The sequence below is a fragment of the Acinetobacter haemolyticus genome, from assembly GCF_003323815.1.
In the GTDB taxonomy this organism is placed as follows: domain Bacteria; phylum Pseudomonadota; class Gammaproteobacteria; order Pseudomonadales; family Moraxellaceae; genus Acinetobacter; species Acinetobacter haemolyticus.
The window spans coordinates 1,621,790-1,639,983 of record NZ_CP030880.1 but is presented as its reverse complement, the minus strand read 5'-3'; the positions used below and the strand labels follow the sequence as shown (position 1 = coordinate 1,639,983).

The window sequence follows — 18,194 nt, the reverse complement described above, 5'->3', positions numbered from 1 at the left end:
CTAAGTCAAAACTTCTAATTTAGTTGAAAAGTAATTTTTATGTAAAGTCCCTCTTATCTATTAGAGGTGTTTACATGTCCAGTAATCCATCAGTGATCCAAACTCCAGTACAACTGATTTTAAATGATCAGCAGACCATTAATGCTGCCTATCAAGTTGCTGACTTTGCATTAGAAGAACGAAATAAACGAGACCAAAATCGTATTTTGCCAACGGAACAAATCAATCAGTTTAGTCAAAAGGGTTTAGGCGGTATTCGTATTCCAAAACAATATGGTGGTGCTTTTGTCTCCAACAAGATTTTGGCCCATGTGTTTCGTATTTTGAGTAAAGCCGATGCCAATGTAGGTCAAATTCCACAAAACCAATTCGGACTACTCAATTTTATAAATATCACCGGTTCAGAGACTCAAAAGCAGTTTATCTACGCTCAAATACTTGCAGGTAAACGTATTGCCAATGGTGGACCTGAAAAAAACTCCAAAGATACCAAAGCCATTCAAACCACTTTAACATTGGAAAATGGTCAATTTCTTTTAAACGGGGAAAAATTTTACTCTACAGGAACCAGTTTTGCAGATTGGTTAGCGATTCGCGCATTACATCCAGATGGCTATACCGTATTGGCGATCGTTGATCGACATGCTTCGGGCGTTGAAGTGATTAATGATTGGAATGGCTTTGGTCAACGTACTACAGCCAGTGGAACGGTAAAGCTACACAACGTCGTCGCTAATCCAGCCCTATTTTTTGACGAGCGCATTATTGCCGACACCCCAAATGTGCGTGGTGCTTATTCTCAACTGTTGCAGGTTGCGATTGATGTTGGCATTGCTGAGGCTGCCTTTGATGACACCTTGTCTAGCATTCGTAAAGCACGTCCAATTATTGATGCAGGTGTAGAAAAGGCCAGTGAAGAACATTACACCCTACAAGAAGTCGGCAAACTCAATATCCTGCTCGATGCAGCCATTTTATTGTTGGATGAGGCAGCAGAATATCTGGATGAACTTGATCAACTTACTGAGATTTCTGCTGATCAAGCTGCTCACGCCTCTATTTTAGTGGCGGAAGCAAAGATCTATGCCAATGATGCAGCCCTGCATATCTCCGAAAAATTACTCGAACTTGGTGGCAGTCGTGCCAGCCTGAGCCAACATAATCTTGATCAACATTGGCGCAATGCTCGCGTACATACCTTACATGATCCTGTGCGTTGGAAATTCCATGCCATCGGTGATTATTACCTCAATGGTACACACCCTGCCCGCCATGCCTGGATTTAAGGAGCAAATCATCATGACCTCTTATCAAGAATTACAAGGTTTTGCCAAAACCAATTTTAAAGCAGCCCATATTATCCAAAGCGATGCCGAAGCCCTAGAAATTGCCACGCAACTCAGTCAACAGTTTAAACAAGCGGCGGTTGAACGTGATGCCAATCGAAACTTGCCGTTTACTGAAATCGAAGCCTATAGTCAGTCAGGTTTATGGGCGATTACTGTACCTAAGCAGTATGGTGGCGCAGAAGTTTCCAGTTTAACTGTTGCCAAAGTGATTGCGCTGTTTAGTGGTGCAGATGGTTCAATCGGTCAGATTCCACAAAACCATTTTTATGCACTGGAAGTATTACGTAATACCGGTACCGAATCACAAAAGCAGCGTCTCTATCAGGAAGTGTTACAAGGTGCACGGTTTGGTAATGCGCTGGCGGAATTTAAAACCCGTACCTCAGCTCATAAACAAAGCACCCTAATCCCAAGCGAAAACGGTTATCTGATCCAAGGGGAAAAATTCTATTGCACTGGTAGCCTATTCGCCCATCGTATTCCAACCCTAGTGCTTGATGAAACGGGCAATGAGTTTTTAGCCTTTGTACAAAGAGATAGCCAAGGTTTAGAACTGATTGATGACTGGTCTGGCTTTGGGCAACGGACTACGGGCAGCGGTACAGTCAAATTTAATCAGGTCTTTGTTGCCAAAGAGGATGTGATTCCTTTTGATACTGCCTTTAAGCAGCTATCTTTGGTGGGGCCATTTGCGCAAATCATGCATGCAGCGATTGAAGTCGGGATTGCTCGTGCTGCTTTTGAAGAAACACTGGAGCGTGTGCGTGTCGCCCGCCCTTGGATTGACGCAAATATTGATTCCGCTACTCAAGACCCCTTAACCCTGTCTGAGCTTGGTCGTGTGGCAACCGATGTCAAAGCCAGCGAACTTTTACTGAAACAAGCAGCCCAATCTGTAGATACTGCCAAACAGGATCTCAATCCAGAAAGCTTAGCCAAAGCCTCAATTGATGTCGCCAAAGTTCGTGCGCATAGTACTGAAACGGCATTAAAGGCATCATCTAAATTGATTGAATTAGCTGGCAGTCGTGGTAGTCAACGTGCTGATGGTCTTGATCGTCATTGGCGTAATGCGCGTGTACACACCTTGCATGATGCTGCACGCTGGAAATATTACTTTATCGGTAATTATGTGTTGAATGGCGTACTGCCTCCACGTCGGGGGACTTTATAATGAGCCAAACGACTGCTAAAAAAATCTTGTTAAATGCCTTTGATATGAATAGTGTTGGTCATATCAATCATGGTTTATGGACGCATCCGCGTGATCAATCACATCGCTTTAATGAGCTGAATTATTGGACTGAATTGGCACAGACCTTGGAACAGGGTCTGTTTGATGGTCTATTCCTCGCCGATATTACGGGTGTATATGATGTCTATCAGAATGGCATCAATCTCACCCTGAAAGAATCGATTCAGTTACCAAGTCATGATCCCTCTACCCTGATTTCAGCCATGGCTTTGGTCACGCAAAATTTGAGTTTTGGTGTCACAGTCAATCTCAGCTACGAACAGCCCTACCAGTTTGCACGGCGTTTTGCCAGTCTTGATCATTTAACCCAAGGTCGTTTGGGCTGGAATATTGTCACTGGCTATTTGGACAGTGCCGAACGCCTGATTGGACAAAAAGGCTTAAAAGATCATGATGCACGTTATGATCAGGCCGAGGAGTTCTTACAGCTTTGCTATCAATATTGGGAAGGTTCCTGGGAAAATGACGCCTTAAAGAAAGATAAGCAACAGCGTGTTTTTACTGACCCCAATAAAGTCCACTTGATCAATCATCAAGGTCAATATTACCAAAGCCAAGGTGTGTTTCAAGTTGCGCCTTCGATTCAACGTACCCCAACACTCTTCCAAGCAGGTGCTTCACCGAAAGGACTACAGTTTGCCACGCGTCATGCCGAATGTATTTTTATTGGTGGTGATCAACCCGAAAAGATTCGTCAACAAGTCAATAAAATACGTCTACAAACAACACAGCAAGGTCGAGATCAAGATGCGATTAAAATCTTTGTCGGCATTACCGTGGTTGTGGCTGAAACACATGAACTTGCCCAGCAAAAACTGGCTGAATATCGTCAATATGCCAGCCCTGAAGCAGGATTAGCGCATTATGCCAGTTCCGTCGGCATCGACCTTGCTAAGTTTGAGGATGATGAAGCGATTCCCTATCAAAAGAGCAATAGCATTGCTTCCGTTAATGAGAAGTTTAAAGAACAGCGCATCAGCAAAAATGATCTGAAAGCACAGCATGTTTTGGGTGGACGTTATCCGCTTATTGTTGGCAGTGGTGCTGAAGTTGCTGAATATCTCATTGAACTACTCGATCAAACTGGCATTGATGGTTTTAACCTAACTCGTACGGTTGCACCTGAATCACACCATGATTTCATTCGACTGGTGATCCCTGAGTTACAGCAACGTGGACGTTATAAAACTGAATATGCCACAGGTTCATTACGCAATAAGCTTTTTGCCCAAGGGGACCATTTAGCTGCCAGCCATCCTGCTGATCAGTTCCGATGTAGCAAATATAAAAATAGCAACGAATTGAAAATAATTGAAAACCTAAGTGCTTAACTAAATAAAGAATTGGAGAAATATATGGCTCAAACAGCCTCTAAAAAATGGCTCGGTATTGGCTTGGTCGTTGTTGTTGCGATTATTACCTTATTGATTTGGAATAAACAAAGACAGAACCAAAGTAGTGAACTGGTGATTGGAATTAGCCCTTCTTTTGCTCACCCACTGCAAATTGCAGCGGATGAAGCCAAACAGCAAGGTTTAAATGTCAAATTGGTTGAGTTTTCCGACTGGAATACGCCTAACATTACCTTAAATCATGGTGATATTGATGCGAACTTTTTCCAGCATCAGCCCTTTTTAGATAATGCCATTAAAGAAACTGGCTTTAAATTAAAGTCATTTGCTGCGGGTGCAGCTTCGCATGTTGGACTGTATTCAAAAAAATATAAAAGTTTTGATGAACTGCCAAATGGTGCAACTGTTGCGATTCCGAATGATCCTGTCAATCAAGGTCGTGCACTCCTGCTTTTACAACAAGCCAAGCTGATTGAACTTAAAGACAGTAATAATCACCTTTCTGCACTCAAAGACATTACCGCAAATCCGAAGAACCTGAAATTTACCGAAGTTGAAGGCCCTCAAACTGCACGTGCTATTGATGATGTTGATCTCGCTTTTGGCTATCCACATTACTTACGTTTAGCCAAAACGGCTGATCCTGAAAGTGCCTTATTGTTTGATGACAATACCAATAAACGTTATGCGATTTTATTTGTGGTGCGTGATGATTATCAGGACAAAGACAACAAACTACAGAAGTTTGTCGAGATTTATCAAAACTCAGCAAAAGTGAAAGCGGCCTTGGATAGCGATTTTGGTCCAACGCTATGGTTCCCTGGTTGGAAATAAGGAGAACGATGATGGTGAGTTTTGGTTCACAGGTCGATTTTTCAGCCCCACATCTGAAAATACGCGGTTTAAATAAGTTTTATGAGGTACAGGGCCAACGCTTACATGCCTTAAAAGACATTCATCTCGATATTCCCAAAGCACAGATTGTTGGGATTATTGGAAAAAGCGGTGCGGGTAAATCCTCCCTACTCCGCACCCTCAATGGACTGGAGTCAATTGATACTGGCAGCATCCTGATTCATCAACAAAATATTGCTGAACTCAGCCATGCCGAGTTGATCAAAACTCGGCAGAAAATTGGCATGATTTTTCAGCATTTTAATTTGATGTCTGCCAAAACAGTATGGGAAAACGTGGCTTTACCGCTACGTATTGCGGGTTATGACAAAGCTGAGATTGAACAACAGGTCAGTGAGGTACTGGCGTTGGTGGGATTAGAAGCAAAGAGAAATGATTACCCAGCTCAACTGTCTGGTGGACAGAAACAACGGGTTGGTATCGCGCGGGCCTTGGTTTCTCAGCCTGAAATCCTGCTCTGTGATGAAGCCACTTCCGCACTGGATCCTGAAAGTACCGCCAATATTCTGTCCTTATTAAAACAGATCAACCGTGACCTTGGTTTAACCATTGTCTTGATCACCCATGAAATGCAGGTCATCCAAGAAATTTGCGATCAAGTGATTGTGATTGATCAGGGTAAAATCGTTGAAGCTGGGCAAGTCTGGTCAGTATTTTCCAATCCACAACAACAAATCACACAGGAATTACTCAACTTTGAACAGGTGAATTTACCCTTTGAGTTGAGCCAAACCATTTTGCCTGAGAGTACGCATCAGATTTTAAAATTGAAATATGTCAGTGAATCGAAATCGGTGCCTGATTTATATGAACTATTGGATGGCTTTAATAGCCCCATTCAGGTCTATCACAGTCAGGTAGATAGCATTCAGCAGCGTACCATCGGCTCATTGATCATCGGGATTCGCAATCTCGACTTTAATCTGAACAGCGCCCAATTTGCAAAACATCCTGCAATAACACAACTTGAGGTGATCGGTTATGTACAATCAACTCATTGATCTGTTACTCACAGGCACTACCGATACTTTAATTATGGTCGGTGTTTCTGCGATTCTCGCCTTTTTGATTGGTCTGCCAATTGCCTTAATTTTAGTGAGTACTGCTGATTTTGGGATTTATCCTTCCAAGAAAATCAATCAGTCTTTAGGCTGGGTGATTAATATTACCCGTTCTGTACCCTTTCTGATTTTAATGGTGGCTTTGATTCCATTTACCCGCTGGATCGTCGGCACCAGTTACGGCGTCTTGGCTGCGATTGTACCGTTGACCATCGCCGCTATTCCGTTCTTCGCCCGTATTGCGGAGGTCAGCCTACGTGAAGTCGATCAAGGGTTGATTGAAGCAGCACAAGCAATGGGCTGTAACCGCAAGCAGATTCTTTGGCATGTATTGCTTCCTGAAGCTTTGCCGGGGATTGTTGCAGGCTTTACCGTGACCATCGTCACCATGATCAGCTCTTCTGCCATTGCAGGTGCGATAGGTGCAGGCGGTTTGGGCGATATTGCCTATCGTTACGGCTATCAACGTTTTGATATGCAAGTCATGCTGGCGGTGATTTTAGTGCTGATTGTTTTGGTCATGTTAGTACAAACGACAGGCGATAATATTGCTAAACAACTCGATAAACGCAAAGTTTAAGCTCGAAATAAAAAACCGCACTCGCCATGACCTGACTTTGTCATGGCTTTCATGTAAAATCAGCAGCAATTTTTAAATAACACATTTGTGAGTGGTTTCATGGGTTTTAATTGCGGTATTGTTGGTCTGCCAAACGTAGGTAAATCTACATTATTTAATGCATTAACAAAGGCAGCGATTGCTGCTGAAAACTTTCCGTTCTGTACCATTGAACCAAACACAGGCATTGTCCCTGTTCCAGATCCACGTTTAGACAAACTTACAGCAATTGTTAAACCACAACGTGTTATTCCTACTACCATGGAATTCGTTGATATCGCAGGTTTGGTTGCTGGTGCTTCAAAAGGTGAAGGTTTGGGTAACCAATTCCTTGCAAACATTCGTGAAACTGATGCAATCGCACACGTAGTACGTTGTTTTGAAGATGAAAACGTGATTCACGTAAATGGTAAAATTGACCCATTAGATGACATCGCAACCATCAATACTGAACTTGCACTTGCTGACCTTGATACTGTTGCAAAAGCATTACTACGTTTAACTAAAGCAGCAAAAGGTGGCGATAAAGAAGCAATCGCAACCAAAGCAGCTTTAGAAAAAATCCAACCTTTACTTGACGAAGGTAAACCAGCTCGCGCCGCTGACCTTTCTGATGATGAACGTAAAGCTGTTCGTGGTTTTGGTTTAATGACACTTAAACCAACTATGTATATTGCAAACGTTGCAGAAGATGGTTTTGAAAATAACCCTCATCTTGACGCAGTAAAAAAACTTGCTGCTGAAGAAAATGCGATTGTTGTACCACTTTGCAATCAGATCGAAGCTGAAATTTCATTACTTGAAGATGAAGACCGTGCTGAATTCTTAGAAGCAATGGGTATGGAAGAGCCAGGTCTAAACGTGGTGATTCGTGCGGGCTATAGCTTACTTGGCTTACAAACCTATTTCACTGCTGGCGTACAAGAAGTTCGTGCTTGGACAGTTAAAGTGGGTGCGACTGCACCACAAGCTGCTGGTGTGATCCACACTGATTTTGAAAAAGGTTTTATTCGTGCTGAATGTATTTCTTACGATGACTTTATTCAATACAACGGTGAAAACGGCGCGAAAGAAGCAGGAAAATGGCGTCTAGAAGGTAAAACTTATGTCGTTCAAGACGGTGATGTCCTTCACTTCCGCTTCAACGTATAAATCAAAGTTTTGATTTCCAAACCGCCAATTTGACCTGATTGGCGGTTTTTTTATTCATTCAACACAACATTAAGAGATAGTTTGCGTTTTCATATCCATTGCCGCACGCTTCATTTGGGCTTCTTTTAAAATACGCTGATGTAATGGTTTGCGGAAACCCAGCATAAAAATAAATTCAGCTAAAACAAACAATGGTCCGATGGCTAAACCAATCAAATCATCAACAAATGCAGGTTTTTTCTTCTCAAAATAATGCCCAATGAATTGAAATACCCAACCCACTACGAAAATACCAATACTTGCTCCTAACCAACTCCACATCGGTAATGCTGCTATTTTGACTGCAAGTGGATATACTGCAATAAATATAATCAGCATTAAAATCCCAAATAGCTTATCCAGTGAAATATAGTAAATCGTACTTAATAGGATCAGTATCGATGCCAAAGTCACTGAAACGCTAGAAATTTCCACGTAAGCGCGAGCAGTTAAGCATAAAATTGAAAAAACAATTAAAGGAATCCCTATAAAATGGGTCAAAATATTATTTCGATCTAAGTGATAAGCCGCGTATTGACTTAGTAGACGTTCCAAATTTGTCATTTCTCATTTCTCCGATTACTTCTATATGTTATTAATCTATAAGAAAACAAAAGACAAAGTTGTCATGTAGCTGACAAATGGAACTAAATTTTGAGAAAGGAAACATCGTGTTAGATCCAATTTATATTCACCATTTGCAGCAAAATGCTTGGTTTAGTCAGCTTACAGAACCTTTTCAGCAATTTGTTATTGAGTACGGTAAAAAACTCGTCATTGAAAAAAATGCCGCTGTATTCCATGCCCAAGATCAATTTGATGGCGTATATGGTGTGCTTGAAGGTTCAATTAGCTTGGGTTACATCGATGTAAATGGTAATGAGGCAATTGCTGCAATTGCTGAGCCAATCATGTGGTTTGGTGAAATCTCTTTAATCGATAACCAACCACGATCACATGATGCGATAGCACTTAAAAAAAGCGTTGTTCTGCAAATTCCCGGAGAGCCTCTAAAAGAGTTCTTATTAAAAAATCCGTATTATTGGTACTACTTCGCCTTACTAACCAGCCAAAAACTTCGTTATGTTTTTTTAGAGCAAATTGCAATTCAAACTCAAACAATCAGCCAGCGTCTTGCTCAACGCTTGTTATTTATATTAGAAGGTTACGGTAACCGCTCATCGATTCAAGATCTAAATATTCAAATATCACAAGATCAACTAGCCAATATGCTCACAGTGTCGAGACAAACGGTGAATCAAGAACTTAACCACTTCGAAAAACAAGGCGTGATTCAATTGGGCTTCAAAAAAATACAGGTGATTGATTTAAACAAATTAAAATTATTATCTACAAAAGGTACTTTAATTGATTAAAACCTGTGTAATGTAAGTATTGTTTAAAAACGATTACACAGGTTATAGATTCACAGTTCAATGCCAACAAGCGATCGACACAGATTTAAAAAATCTATTTAAATGGCGACTCTAAATGAATCCCCATCTTTCCAACACGCTTTTCCCAAAGCTGTCTTGCCAATTTTTGCATATCCTCGACTTTGTCACCTTCATCAAGAATTTCAATCCCTAAAAGCGTTTCAACAACATCCTCTAAGGTCACCACACCTTTGGTATCTCCATATTCGCCAACGACCAAAGCAATATGCTGTCGTTGTTCCAATAAGATTTCCATTAATCTAGATAAAGGGGTCTTTGCCATGACTGTGATCAATTCACGACGAAATTCATTAATAGAATGTTCGCCCTGTTCTTTGTTCTTTGCCACTAACAAATCTTCACGTAACACAAAACCCACTACGCTATCTAGATCATCTTCATAGATTGGTAAGCGTGAAAAATTTGAGACAGTTGGTATCGCAAGTGCTTCATCCACCGTTAGATCTTTTTGTAAGGCTGAAACAACAATTCTCGGTGTCATTACCGTACTGGCATCAAATGATTTGAATAAAAAGAGGTTTCTAATGATTTTAGACTCTCGATCATTCAACATCCCTTCTTCTTTACCAATACCCGCCATCGCTACGAACTCATCACGACTGAATTGTTGCGCTTTTTTATCGCCAGAAATGAGTTTGGTTAACTTTTCTGAAACAACAATTAATGGGTACATAGTTTTAATAAGGAAATTGACATAAATACCTGTAAAGGAAGCCAATTGGCGCCAATATACAGCACCAAGTGTTTTAGGAATGATTTCTGAAAGGAACAGAATCAATAAGGTCATGACTGCGGAGAAAACACCGAACCACACTTGACCAAATACTGAGATCGCCTTAGCACCAGCACCTATCGCACCGACAGTATGAGCTATGGTATTTACGGTTAGAATCGCAGCCAAGGATTGATCTATATTATCTTCTTTTAAACGTCTTAACTGTTCAGCTTTTTTAGGATTGGTTTCCTTTAAGCCCGCAATATAACTTGGCGTAATACTGAGTAATGTTGCTTCAGCAATCGAACATAAAAAAGAAAAAAATAATGCTAAAACAACATATAGCAATAAGAGTAATGCGTCACCACTAAGGGCTGAAGCAAAAGAAAATTGTCCAAAAGTTTCTGAAATTAAACTGGGAGTATCCATATGAGAACTTGGCTTTTAACCACAGGTTCCTTATACAATTTAGGAAATTTATCCTACGTTCTCCATGGCTATGAGTCAATCATTTCAACAAAATTTCAGAACTATTTCTTTACAATTTATAACCTTAGGAATAGTAAACTATTTGGGCGAGGTATTCCCTAGTGCTGGATTATCAATCGCACCTTTACACTGGTTTTTGTCTCTTTCATAGTCTGCTTGCTTTTGAGTTGCGCTGTTGGCATTGGCGAGCACATCTCTAGCCCAACTATCTAGACTAGTAAGCGCTTTTCGGCACAACGCGTATTTTCCTTCAGTAACCGAATCGGTCATTTTGACATTGATTCGCCAATCAGTACTCAATTGGCGCAGCGGCTTTCTTACTTCTTCTTCTATTTCATCGATTTTCTTGTCATAAACAAGTGAATCAATCTCATTGATTAATTGCCAAGCTGCATTTGCATATGCAGTTGCATCATTTGTCAGTTTCGGCGCAGGTTTGATCTCAACCTTTTTTTCAGGTTCATTATTCCCATTACCACATGCAATAAGTAATAAGGGGGTACATAACACCATTGCGCTGATACAGCTTTTTTTCTTTAACATCTGAAAACAGTCACCAAAACTTTTGCGACTAATGCTAGTCAATTTAGAAATAATTCTCAATCTTTGTTACTGATTTATCAATCATACCAGCGAACCAATGACTAGACTGATGTAGTATGTTGACTTATTCTCTTAAATTAGCTCCTCCCAATCATCATCTTTTAACAACAATTTCTTTTGTTACTCTCAATATGTGAAAAAGAATAAAGAAGGTATAAAGCATCATTTCAAATCTTACATAAACTGTTATAACTTATGGAGTAAATTACTTATGTCACAAATAAAAATTTATGCATTAAATCAAACGATCACGCAATTTAGACCGAGATTGTCTGAAGCCATTCATCAAGCATTAGTGACAAGTTTAGCTTATCCAATTGAAAAGAAGTTTCAGCGCTTTATTCCTATGGAACCAGAAAACTTTGTTTATCCAGATGATCGCAGCGATCATTACGTCATTATTGAAATTTCCATGTTTGAAGGCCGATCAATCGAGGCAAAACAAAAACTCATTCAAACCATATTTTCAAATATCCAAAACTTGTGTGATATATCACCACAAGATATTGAAATTACTATTTTTGAAACACCGAAAAATCATTGGGGGATTCGTGGAAAAAATGCTGATGAATTAGAACTGAATTATGATGTCAATGTCTAAGCAGATTGCGGGTATTTAGTTCACACTTTTTTGTCTAACAAAAACCATGTTTTTTGTCTAACACAAGCTTAATTCCGTAAAAAGTTCTGCTATGCTTAAACACAAATTACTCAGGATAGGATTATTCGCATGAGCGTCACTCTAGGAACTCCACTTCAATCTTCTGCATTTAAGGTTTTACTGTTAGGTTCTGGAGAGCTAGGTAAAGAAGTTGTTATTTCTCTACAGCGCTTAGGTGTCGAAGTCCATGCTGCAGATCGTTATGATCATGCACCTGCAATGCAAGTAGCGCATTACGCTTATACGCTCAATATGGCTGATCCTACTGAATTAAAAAAACTCATCGAAACAATTCAACCCAATTTAATTGTTCCTGAAATCGAAGCGATTGCAACTGAAGTGCTCGTTGAGATTGAACAAAATGAAATAGCAACTGTAATTCCTTCTGCAAAAGCCGTTAACTTGACCATGAACCGAGAAGGTATTCGTCGTTTAGCAGCAGAGGAACTTGGTTTACCAACTTCCGCTTATCGTTTTGCCAACACCCTTGAAAGCTTCCGAGCTGCCTGTGATGATATTGGCTATCCAAACTTTGTTAAACCTGTAATGTCTTCATCTGGTAAAGGTCAATCTCGCGTAAAAAGCTTCAATGAAGTTGATGCAGCATGGGAATATGCAATGCAAGGTGGACGTGTCAATCAAGGCACAGTTATTGTTGAATCGCAAATTGATTTCGATTTTGAGATTACCTTACTGACAGTCCGCGCCAAAAATCCTGAAACAGGTGAAATCGAGACTCATTACTGTGATCCAATCGGCCACCGTCAAGATGCTGGTGATTATGTAGAAAGTTGGCAACCTCAACCGATGACAGCAACTGCATTACAAGAGTCAAAACGGATTGCCAATAAAGTCACTACAGCATTGGGCGGCTGTGGTATTTTTGGTGTAGAGTTATTCATCAAAGGTGATCAAGTCTGGTTTAGTGAGGTATCTCCTCGTCCACATGATACTGGTCTTGTAACTTTAGCTTCTCAATTTCAAAGTGAATTTGAGTTACATGCGCGTGCAATCTTAGGTTTACCTGTGAATACAGCACGTCATAGTACTGCTGCGAGCGCAGTGATTTATGCAGGTGTGGATGCAAACAACTTAAGCTTCTCTGGCGTAAATCTTGCTTTAGCAAACCCAAACACGGACTTGCGTCTCTTTGGTAAACCAGAAGGCTTTAAACGTCGTCGCATGGGTGTCGCGACTGCACGTGCTGAAACCACAGATTTGGCACGTGAGTTAGCACAACAAGCAGCTGACCAAGTGAGTGTAGAAACAAACGCTTAAATAATCCTAACCCCTCTTGCAATCAAGAGGGACTTTGATAGAAGACCCATTTTCATGATCAATACATCTCCATTGCTAAACTACGTGACCAGTCATCATGATATTCAAGCTATTAATCAATGGCGAACAGATGTAGAAAAGCAGTTACAAGAGAGCTATGAAAATGGTCAGTCGATTCGTGATGTCATCAAAGCAAGATCAAATTCTATCGATGAAGCACTTATATTCCTTTGGAATCATGCTGGATTAGATCAAACTGAATTGGGTTTATTTGCTGTTGGTGGTTATGGTCGCCATGAGATGCTTCCGTATTCCGATACGGATATCATGATTTTATCTGAAGATGAAATAAGTGAAGATCAAGAGAAACTTATTTCCACATTTATTTCATCACTTTGGGATGTTGGCAACTTCAAACCGGGCATTAGTGTCCGCACCATTCAAAACTGTGTTGAACAAGCGAGTAATGACTTAACCGTTGCAACAACATTGATTGAGGCTCGCTTAATTACCGGCAATGAACAACTTGCAAAATGGCCTCGTCGAATTGTTGCGCAAACATGGACGGATCAAACGTTCTATGACGCAAAAATGCAAGAACAAGCAAAACGCTATGCTCAACATAACAATACAGAAAGTAATCTAGAACCTGATATTAAAAATGCACCCGGTGGTATTCGAGATATTAATCAAATTGGTTGGATTGCAAAACGTCATTTCCGTGTAAACCGTATTTATGATCTTGTACATCTTGGTTTTATTACTGAGTTCGAACTAGCTGTATTAGAAGAAGCGGAAAGCTTTTTGTGGGAAATTCGCACCCATTTACATCGTCTCGCCAAACGTGATGAAAACCGCTTATTGTTTGAATATCAGAGAGATATTGCTGCAAAATTTGGTTATGTGCGAGAAGAAGGTCAACCTGTAAACTTTGCAGTTGAACAATTCATGAAGCGTTATTATCGCACAGCGCAACAGGTCTCTACCCTGAATGAAATGCTACTGGCGTATTTTAATGAATCCGTGATTACCCCTCGTTTACCAGACTATGAACGTCACATTATCGATATTAATGAACGTTTTAAAATCGTAGATGGCAAATTAGCAGTACAACATCACAAAGTGTTCTCAGAAGAACCGAGTGCTATTTTAGAATTATTCTATTTACTGGCAAACCGACCTGAAATTACCGGTATACGTGCACGTACTCTACGTTTGTTAGTACTTGCTGCAAAACGTATTGACCAACGTTTCCGTGACAATCCTGTACACCAAGCACTATTCATGTCTATTATTCGATCACCGCATCGTCTATATGAAACAATGGTTTCAATGAAACGTTATGGTGTATTGGGTAATTACATTCCAGCTTTTGGACAAATCACCGGATTAATGCAATACGATTTATTCCATATTTATACCGTCGATGCACATACTTTATTGCTACTACGTAATCTAAGTCGCTTTAAAGAACCTGAATTTGCCAAAGAATTCCCTGTTGTAAGCTCCGTTTTCCAACGAATTGCACGCCATGACATTGTTTATCTAGCCGCAATTTTCCATGATATTGCAAAAGGGCGTGGTGGTGATCATAGTGAACTCGGTGCACTCGATGCTATCGAATTCTGCCGTACCCATGGTTTTACTGAACGCGAGTGTAAACTGGTTGCATGGTTGATCAATAATCACCTTCTCATGTCACTCACGGCGCAGAAAAAAGATATTTCTGATCCAGATGAAGTCAAGGAGTTTGCTGAAAAAATCGGTGATATGGAGCATCTTGATTATCTCTATACACTAACTGTAGCAGATATCAATGCAACCAATCCAAAACTATGGAACACTTGGCGCGCTTCGCTCATGCGTCAACTCTATACTTATTCACGTGATGTGATTCGCTCTGGTTTGGGTCGTCCTGTTGATTACCAAATGCTGATTGAAGACACCAAATTTGCTGCCAGTGAATTATTGGTTAATGATTTCTCCCTCGCCGAAGTTGAAAAAGTTTGGCAAGAGCTTGGTGATGAATATTTTGTCAAAGAGTCAGCCAATGAAATCGCATGGCACACTCAAGCAATATTACAACATGGCGATAATCCAAAACCTTTGGTTCTACTCCGTGCGCACCGTAACGCTGCTGATGATGCGGTTCAGATCTTTATTTATACACGCGATCAACCGAACTTATTTGCAACAACGGTAGCTGTTCTTGATCGTATGAATCTCGATGTTCAAGATGCTAGAATTATTACAGCATCTACTGCTTTTAGCTTAGATACTTATTTGGTGCTTGATCGCTTTGGGACGTTATTGACCGACCCAGAGCGAGAGCGCAAAGTTAAAGCTGCTTTAGTTGAGGCATTGAGTCACCCTGATCAATATCCGGGTATCATGCAACGTCGTATTCCTCGTCATTTACGTCATTTTGATATACAAAACACGGTTGATATTGTACTCAACCCTGCTTTACAACAGCATATGGTTGAAATCTCAACACTAGATCAACCGGGCTTATTGGCTCGTATTGGTGGATTATTCATGTTGCAAGGCTTAGATATTCATTCTGCCAAAATTGCAACGCTTGGTGAGCGCGCAGAAGATATTTTCTTTGTCACCAAGAAAAATGGTGTATTGCTCACCGATGAAGAAGTAAAGACTTTTGCTGAAACATTAAAAGCAGCATTGGATGAGGCTTCTAATCAAATTTGTAATCCATCTTAAAAACACTTTGCGGAGTTGTAGCTCCGCATCCCCTTTTTCAAAAGGGGGAACTTTTCATTCTTACTTTTGGTAACGTTTAAATGAACTCAAGCTTGTCTCTATTGCATCCTTATCCTTTTGAAAAGTTAAATCAACTTTTTAAAGATGTGCAACCTGCCAACTTACCATTGATTCCACTCTCAATTGGTGAGCCAAAACATCCAGCACCCGAGTTCGTTAAACAAGCCATTATTGATAATTTCGCACATTTATCTACATACCCAAATAGTAAAGGCTTACCAGAGTTGCGCCAAAGTATTGCACAATGGCTAACAAACCGTTTTCAATTGAACACTATCAGTGCAGAAGATCATATTCTGCCTGTCTCTGGAACACGTGAAGGTATTTTTTCGTTTGTGCAATCACTCATCAAACGTGAAGATCAACCTTATATCGTGATGCCAAATCCGTTCTATCAAATATACGAAGGCGCTGCACTACTTGCAGGTGCTAAACCTTATTTCATCAATTGCAATGAAGAAAATGGCTATTTAGGCGATTTTGATGCCGTCCCAGCTGAAGTTTGGGAAAAAACAGCATTATTGTTTGTGTGTACACCGGGTAATCCAACGGGAACCGTACTGTCAAAAGACCAATTTAAAAAATTAATCACTTTGTCAGATCAATATAATTTTGTGATTGCATCTGATGAATGTTATTCGGAACTTTGGTTTGATCAAGCACCTGTTGGACTATTAGAAGTTTGCGCAGAAATGGGACGTGATGATTACAAGAATTGCATCGTATTCCACTCACTTTCTAAACGTTCCAACTTGCCGGGTATGCGTTCTGGTTTTGTGGCTGGTGATGCAGCTTTATTAAAACCTTATCTGCAATATCGCACCTATCATGGCGCTGCAATGCCAGTTCAGCATCAATTAGCATCCATTTCAGCTTGGAATGACGAAGCACACGTTGAAGAGAATCGTCAACAATACCGTGCTAAGTTTGATTTATTCCAATCTGAGCTTGGTCATCTGCTACCTTTACAAAAACCAGATGCAGGCTTCTATTATTGGTTAAAAGTAGATAATGATGAAACTTTTGCCAAAATGCTCATGGAAAAAGCCCACATTAAAGTTTTGCCTGGTCGTTATCTTTCTCGAGATACTGAACAAGGTAACCCAGGCGAAGGTCATGTTCGAATGGCGTTGGTTGCAGATTTGGCACAATGTGAAGAAGTGGTCAAACGACTAAAATCAATTCTTTAATTTAGATGACCAAAGGAATCTATAATCTATCTATAGATTCCTATTTTCATTTTCTCAAACTTGCCCGACCACTAAAATTAAAGCAATTAGTACCATCAAGCCACCTGAAATACGACTCACAATTTTTACTGCTGTTGGCCGTGTTCTCAATAATTTTTTTGCTGCCACACCTACCAACATATACACCACAGCACAACTCAGTAAATGAATCATCCCTAACATCATGATTTGTACAATTGGAGAAAGTGCCATTTTCGGATGTATAAATGGTGGTAACAACGCAAAAAACAAAAGAAGTACTTTAGGATTTAAACCGCTAATCCCCACACCTTTAATCAACCATGCTTTAGCATTCATTAATGATTGATTTTGTCCATCAGTGTGTGAAATAGTTGCTGGCTGCAATAACAGATGAACTCCCATCCACAGTAAATATCCCGCACCTAACACTGTCATTACCGTCAGTAGAATCGGAAAATGGTTTAAGAGTGAGCCTACACCTGCAGCAACACATAAAATTGCAATCAAATGCCCTAAAATCAATCCTGTAACGGCGGTACTAACAAACTTTCCCTCAATACCTGCCAAAATTGCATACGCCCAATCTGCACCGGGTGTAAGCACAAATAGAATTGAAACACTCCAAAAAGCTAATATCACACTTAATTCCATAAAGCAGCCCTATTCCTCAATAACATGTCACTTTTCAGCTTTGATATTTATACCAATTGATAAATATTGCTTTGAGATAGTAGGCTTTTATGATTAAAATGTTATTCTAATTACTTCTATACATTTAAAATTAAAAGGTAGTTTCTTCTAAATGGATCGCATTGATAAGAAAATTATTGCTGAACTACAAGCAAATGGACGATTATCTATCACTGAATTGGCAGAAAGAGTTGGACTCAGCCTATCTCCATGTCATCGTCGTGTGAAAGCACTGGAAGAATCAGGAATTATCAAAGGCTATCATGCAGATTTGGAAGCATCCAAAATTGGTTTGAACTTTTCAGCAATTATTTTCGTCACTTTAAAAGATGGGGACAAAAAGGCATTATCTAGTTTCGAAGAAAAAGTCAGTGAAATTGCAAATGTAACGCAAGCTCAACGTCTATTTGGCAATCCAGATTACCTCCTACATGTAGTCACCAAAGACTTAGCAAGTTTCCAAAAATTATATGATGATAGCTTGTCAGCCCTACCTAACGTACAACGCCTCACCTCCACAATTGTCATGAAAAATGTGGTATTTAATCGTTTATTGCCACTTTAACC

At 40.1% G+C, this 18,194-nt stretch carries 17 protein-coding genes; 13 read left to right on the top strand and 4 right to left on the bottom strand.

The features are described from left to right. Positions 1–74: 74 nt before the first annotated feature. The 7 genes from DS737_RS07460 (at position 75) to ychF (ending at position 7,703) form a co-directional block, all read left to right on the top strand. A complete protein-coding gene (locus DS737_RS07460; protein WP_113997216.1) occupies positions 75–1,286 on the top strand; it encodes an SfnB family sulfur acquisition oxidoreductase in 1,212 nt (403 codons plus the stop codon). 13 nt (positions 1,287–1,299) lie between these two features. Beyond that, on the top strand, positions 1,300–2,523 hold the full coding sequence (locus tag DS737_RS07455) for an SfnB family sulfur acquisition oxidoreductase (RefSeq protein ID WP_113997215.1): 1,224 nt from the start codon (positions 1,300–1,302) through the stop codon (positions 2,521–2,523). Beyond that, positions 2,523–3,935, top strand: a complete 1,413-nt coding sequence (locus DS737_RS07450) for an LLM class flavin-dependent oxidoreductase (RefSeq protein ID WP_113997214.1) — start codon at positions 2,523–2,525, stop codon at positions 3,933–3,935. The genes DS737_RS07455 and DS737_RS07450 overlap by 1 nt, the downstream gene beginning before the upstream one ends. Before the next feature lie 24 nt (positions 3,936–3,959). Further along, complete coding sequence (locus DS737_RS07445) at positions 3,960–4,790, top strand: MetQ/NlpA family ABC transporter substrate-binding protein (protein WP_008941280.1); 831 nt, start codon at positions 3,960–3,962, stop codon at positions 4,788–4,790. Positions 4,791–4,801: 11 nt separating this feature from the next. Further along, the gene (locus DS737_RS07440) at positions 4,802–5,872 is read left to right on the top strand and encodes a methionine ABC transporter ATP-binding protein (RefSeq protein WP_113997213.1); all 1,071 of its coding nucleotides are present in this window, start codon (positions 4,802–4,804) and stop codon (positions 5,870–5,872) included. Then, the gene (locus DS737_RS07435; RefSeq protein ID WP_004639351.1) at positions 5,853–6,512 is read left to right on the top strand and encodes a methionine ABC transporter permease; all 660 of its coding nucleotides are present in this window, start codon (positions 5,853–5,855) and stop codon (positions 6,510–6,512) included. Before DS737_RS07440 ends, DS737_RS07435 begins: the two co-directional genes overlap by 20 nt. Positions 6,513–6,611: 99 nt before the next feature. After that, positions 6,612–7,703, top strand: a complete 1,092-nt coding sequence (ychF, locus tag DS737_RS07430; RefSeq protein ID WP_004639352.1) for a redox-regulated ATPase YchF — start codon at positions 6,612–6,614, stop codon at positions 7,701–7,703. A 69-nt stretch (positions 7,704–7,772) separates the two neighbouring features. Here the strand turns inward: ychF and DS737_RS07425 are convergent, their stop codons facing one another. After that, complete coding sequence (locus DS737_RS07425; protein ID WP_113997212.1) at positions 7,773–8,306, bottom strand: Mpo1 family 2-hydroxy fatty acid dioxygenase; 534 nt, start codon at positions 8,304–8,306, stop codon at positions 7,773–7,775. Positions 8,307–8,413: 107 nt separating this feature from the next. Here DS737_RS07425 and DS737_RS07420 point away from each other — a divergent pair, with 107 nt between their 5' ends. After that, positions 8,414–9,118 (top strand): Crp/Fnr family transcriptional regulator, encoded by a 705-nt coding sequence (locus DS737_RS07420; RefSeq protein ID WP_113997975.1) that lies wholly within the window; start codon positions 8,414–8,416, stop codon positions 9,116–9,118. A 94-nt stretch (positions 9,119–9,212) separates the two neighbouring features. Here the strand turns inward: DS737_RS07420 and DS737_RS07415 are convergent, their stop codons facing one another. Further along, the gene (locus DS737_RS07415; protein WP_113997211.1) at positions 9,213–10,343 is read right to left on the bottom strand and encodes a CNNM domain-containing protein; all 1,131 of its coding nucleotides are present in this window, start codon (positions 10,341–10,343) and stop codon (positions 9,213–9,215) included. 138 nt (positions 10,344–10,481) lie between these two features. Further along, on the bottom strand, positions 10,482–10,946 hold the full coding sequence (locus tag DS737_RS07410) for a hypothetical protein (protein WP_004639355.1): 465 nt from the start codon (positions 10,944–10,946) through the stop codon (positions 10,482–10,484). A gap of 271 nt (positions 10,947–11,217) precedes the next feature. Here DS737_RS07410 and DS737_RS07405 point away from each other — a divergent pair, with 271 nt between their 5' ends. The 4 genes from DS737_RS07405 (at position 11,218) to dapC (ending at position 16,916) form a co-directional block, all read left to right on the top strand. Then, positions 11,218–11,607, top strand: a complete 390-nt coding sequence (locus tag DS737_RS07405; protein WP_005080383.1) for a tautomerase family protein — start codon at positions 11,218–11,220, stop codon at positions 11,605–11,607. 120 nt (positions 11,608–11,727) lie between these two features. Then, complete coding sequence (gene purT / locus DS737_RS07400; protein WP_171287606.1) at positions 11,728–12,945, top strand: formate-dependent phosphoribosylglycinamide formyltransferase; 1,218 nt, start codon at positions 11,728–11,730, stop codon at positions 12,943–12,945. Between the two features lie 54 nt (positions 12,946–12,999). Next, positions 13,000–15,666 carry a [protein-PII] uridylyltransferase gene (gene glnD / locus DS737_RS07395; RefSeq protein WP_113997209.1) on the top strand — a complete coding sequence of 889 codons (2,667 nt, stop codon included), beginning with the start codon at positions 13,000–13,002 and terminating at the stop codon, positions 15,664–15,666. 80 nt (positions 15,667–15,746) lie between these two features. Continuing rightward, a complete protein-coding gene (gene dapC / locus DS737_RS07390) occupies positions 15,747–16,916 on the top strand; it encodes a succinyldiaminopimelate transaminase (protein ID WP_113997208.1) in 1,170 nt (389 codons plus the stop codon). A 54-nt stretch (positions 16,917–16,970) separates the two neighbouring features. On the opposite strand, the gene DS737_RS07385 is transcribed toward dapC, so the two are convergent. Continuing rightward, entirely contained in the window at positions 16,971–17,588 is a 618-nt protein-coding gene (locus DS737_RS07385; protein WP_113997207.1) for a LysE family translocator, read from the bottom strand. Positions 17,589–17,739: 151 nt separating this feature from the next. Here DS737_RS07385 and DS737_RS07380 point away from each other — a divergent pair, with 151 nt between their 5' ends. After that, complete coding sequence (locus DS737_RS07380) at positions 17,740–18,192, top strand: Lrp/AsnC family transcriptional regulator (RefSeq protein ID WP_004639361.1); 453 nt, start codon at positions 17,740–17,742, stop codon at positions 18,190–18,192. The last annotated feature ends 2 nt before the right edge of the window (positions 18,193–18,194 follow it).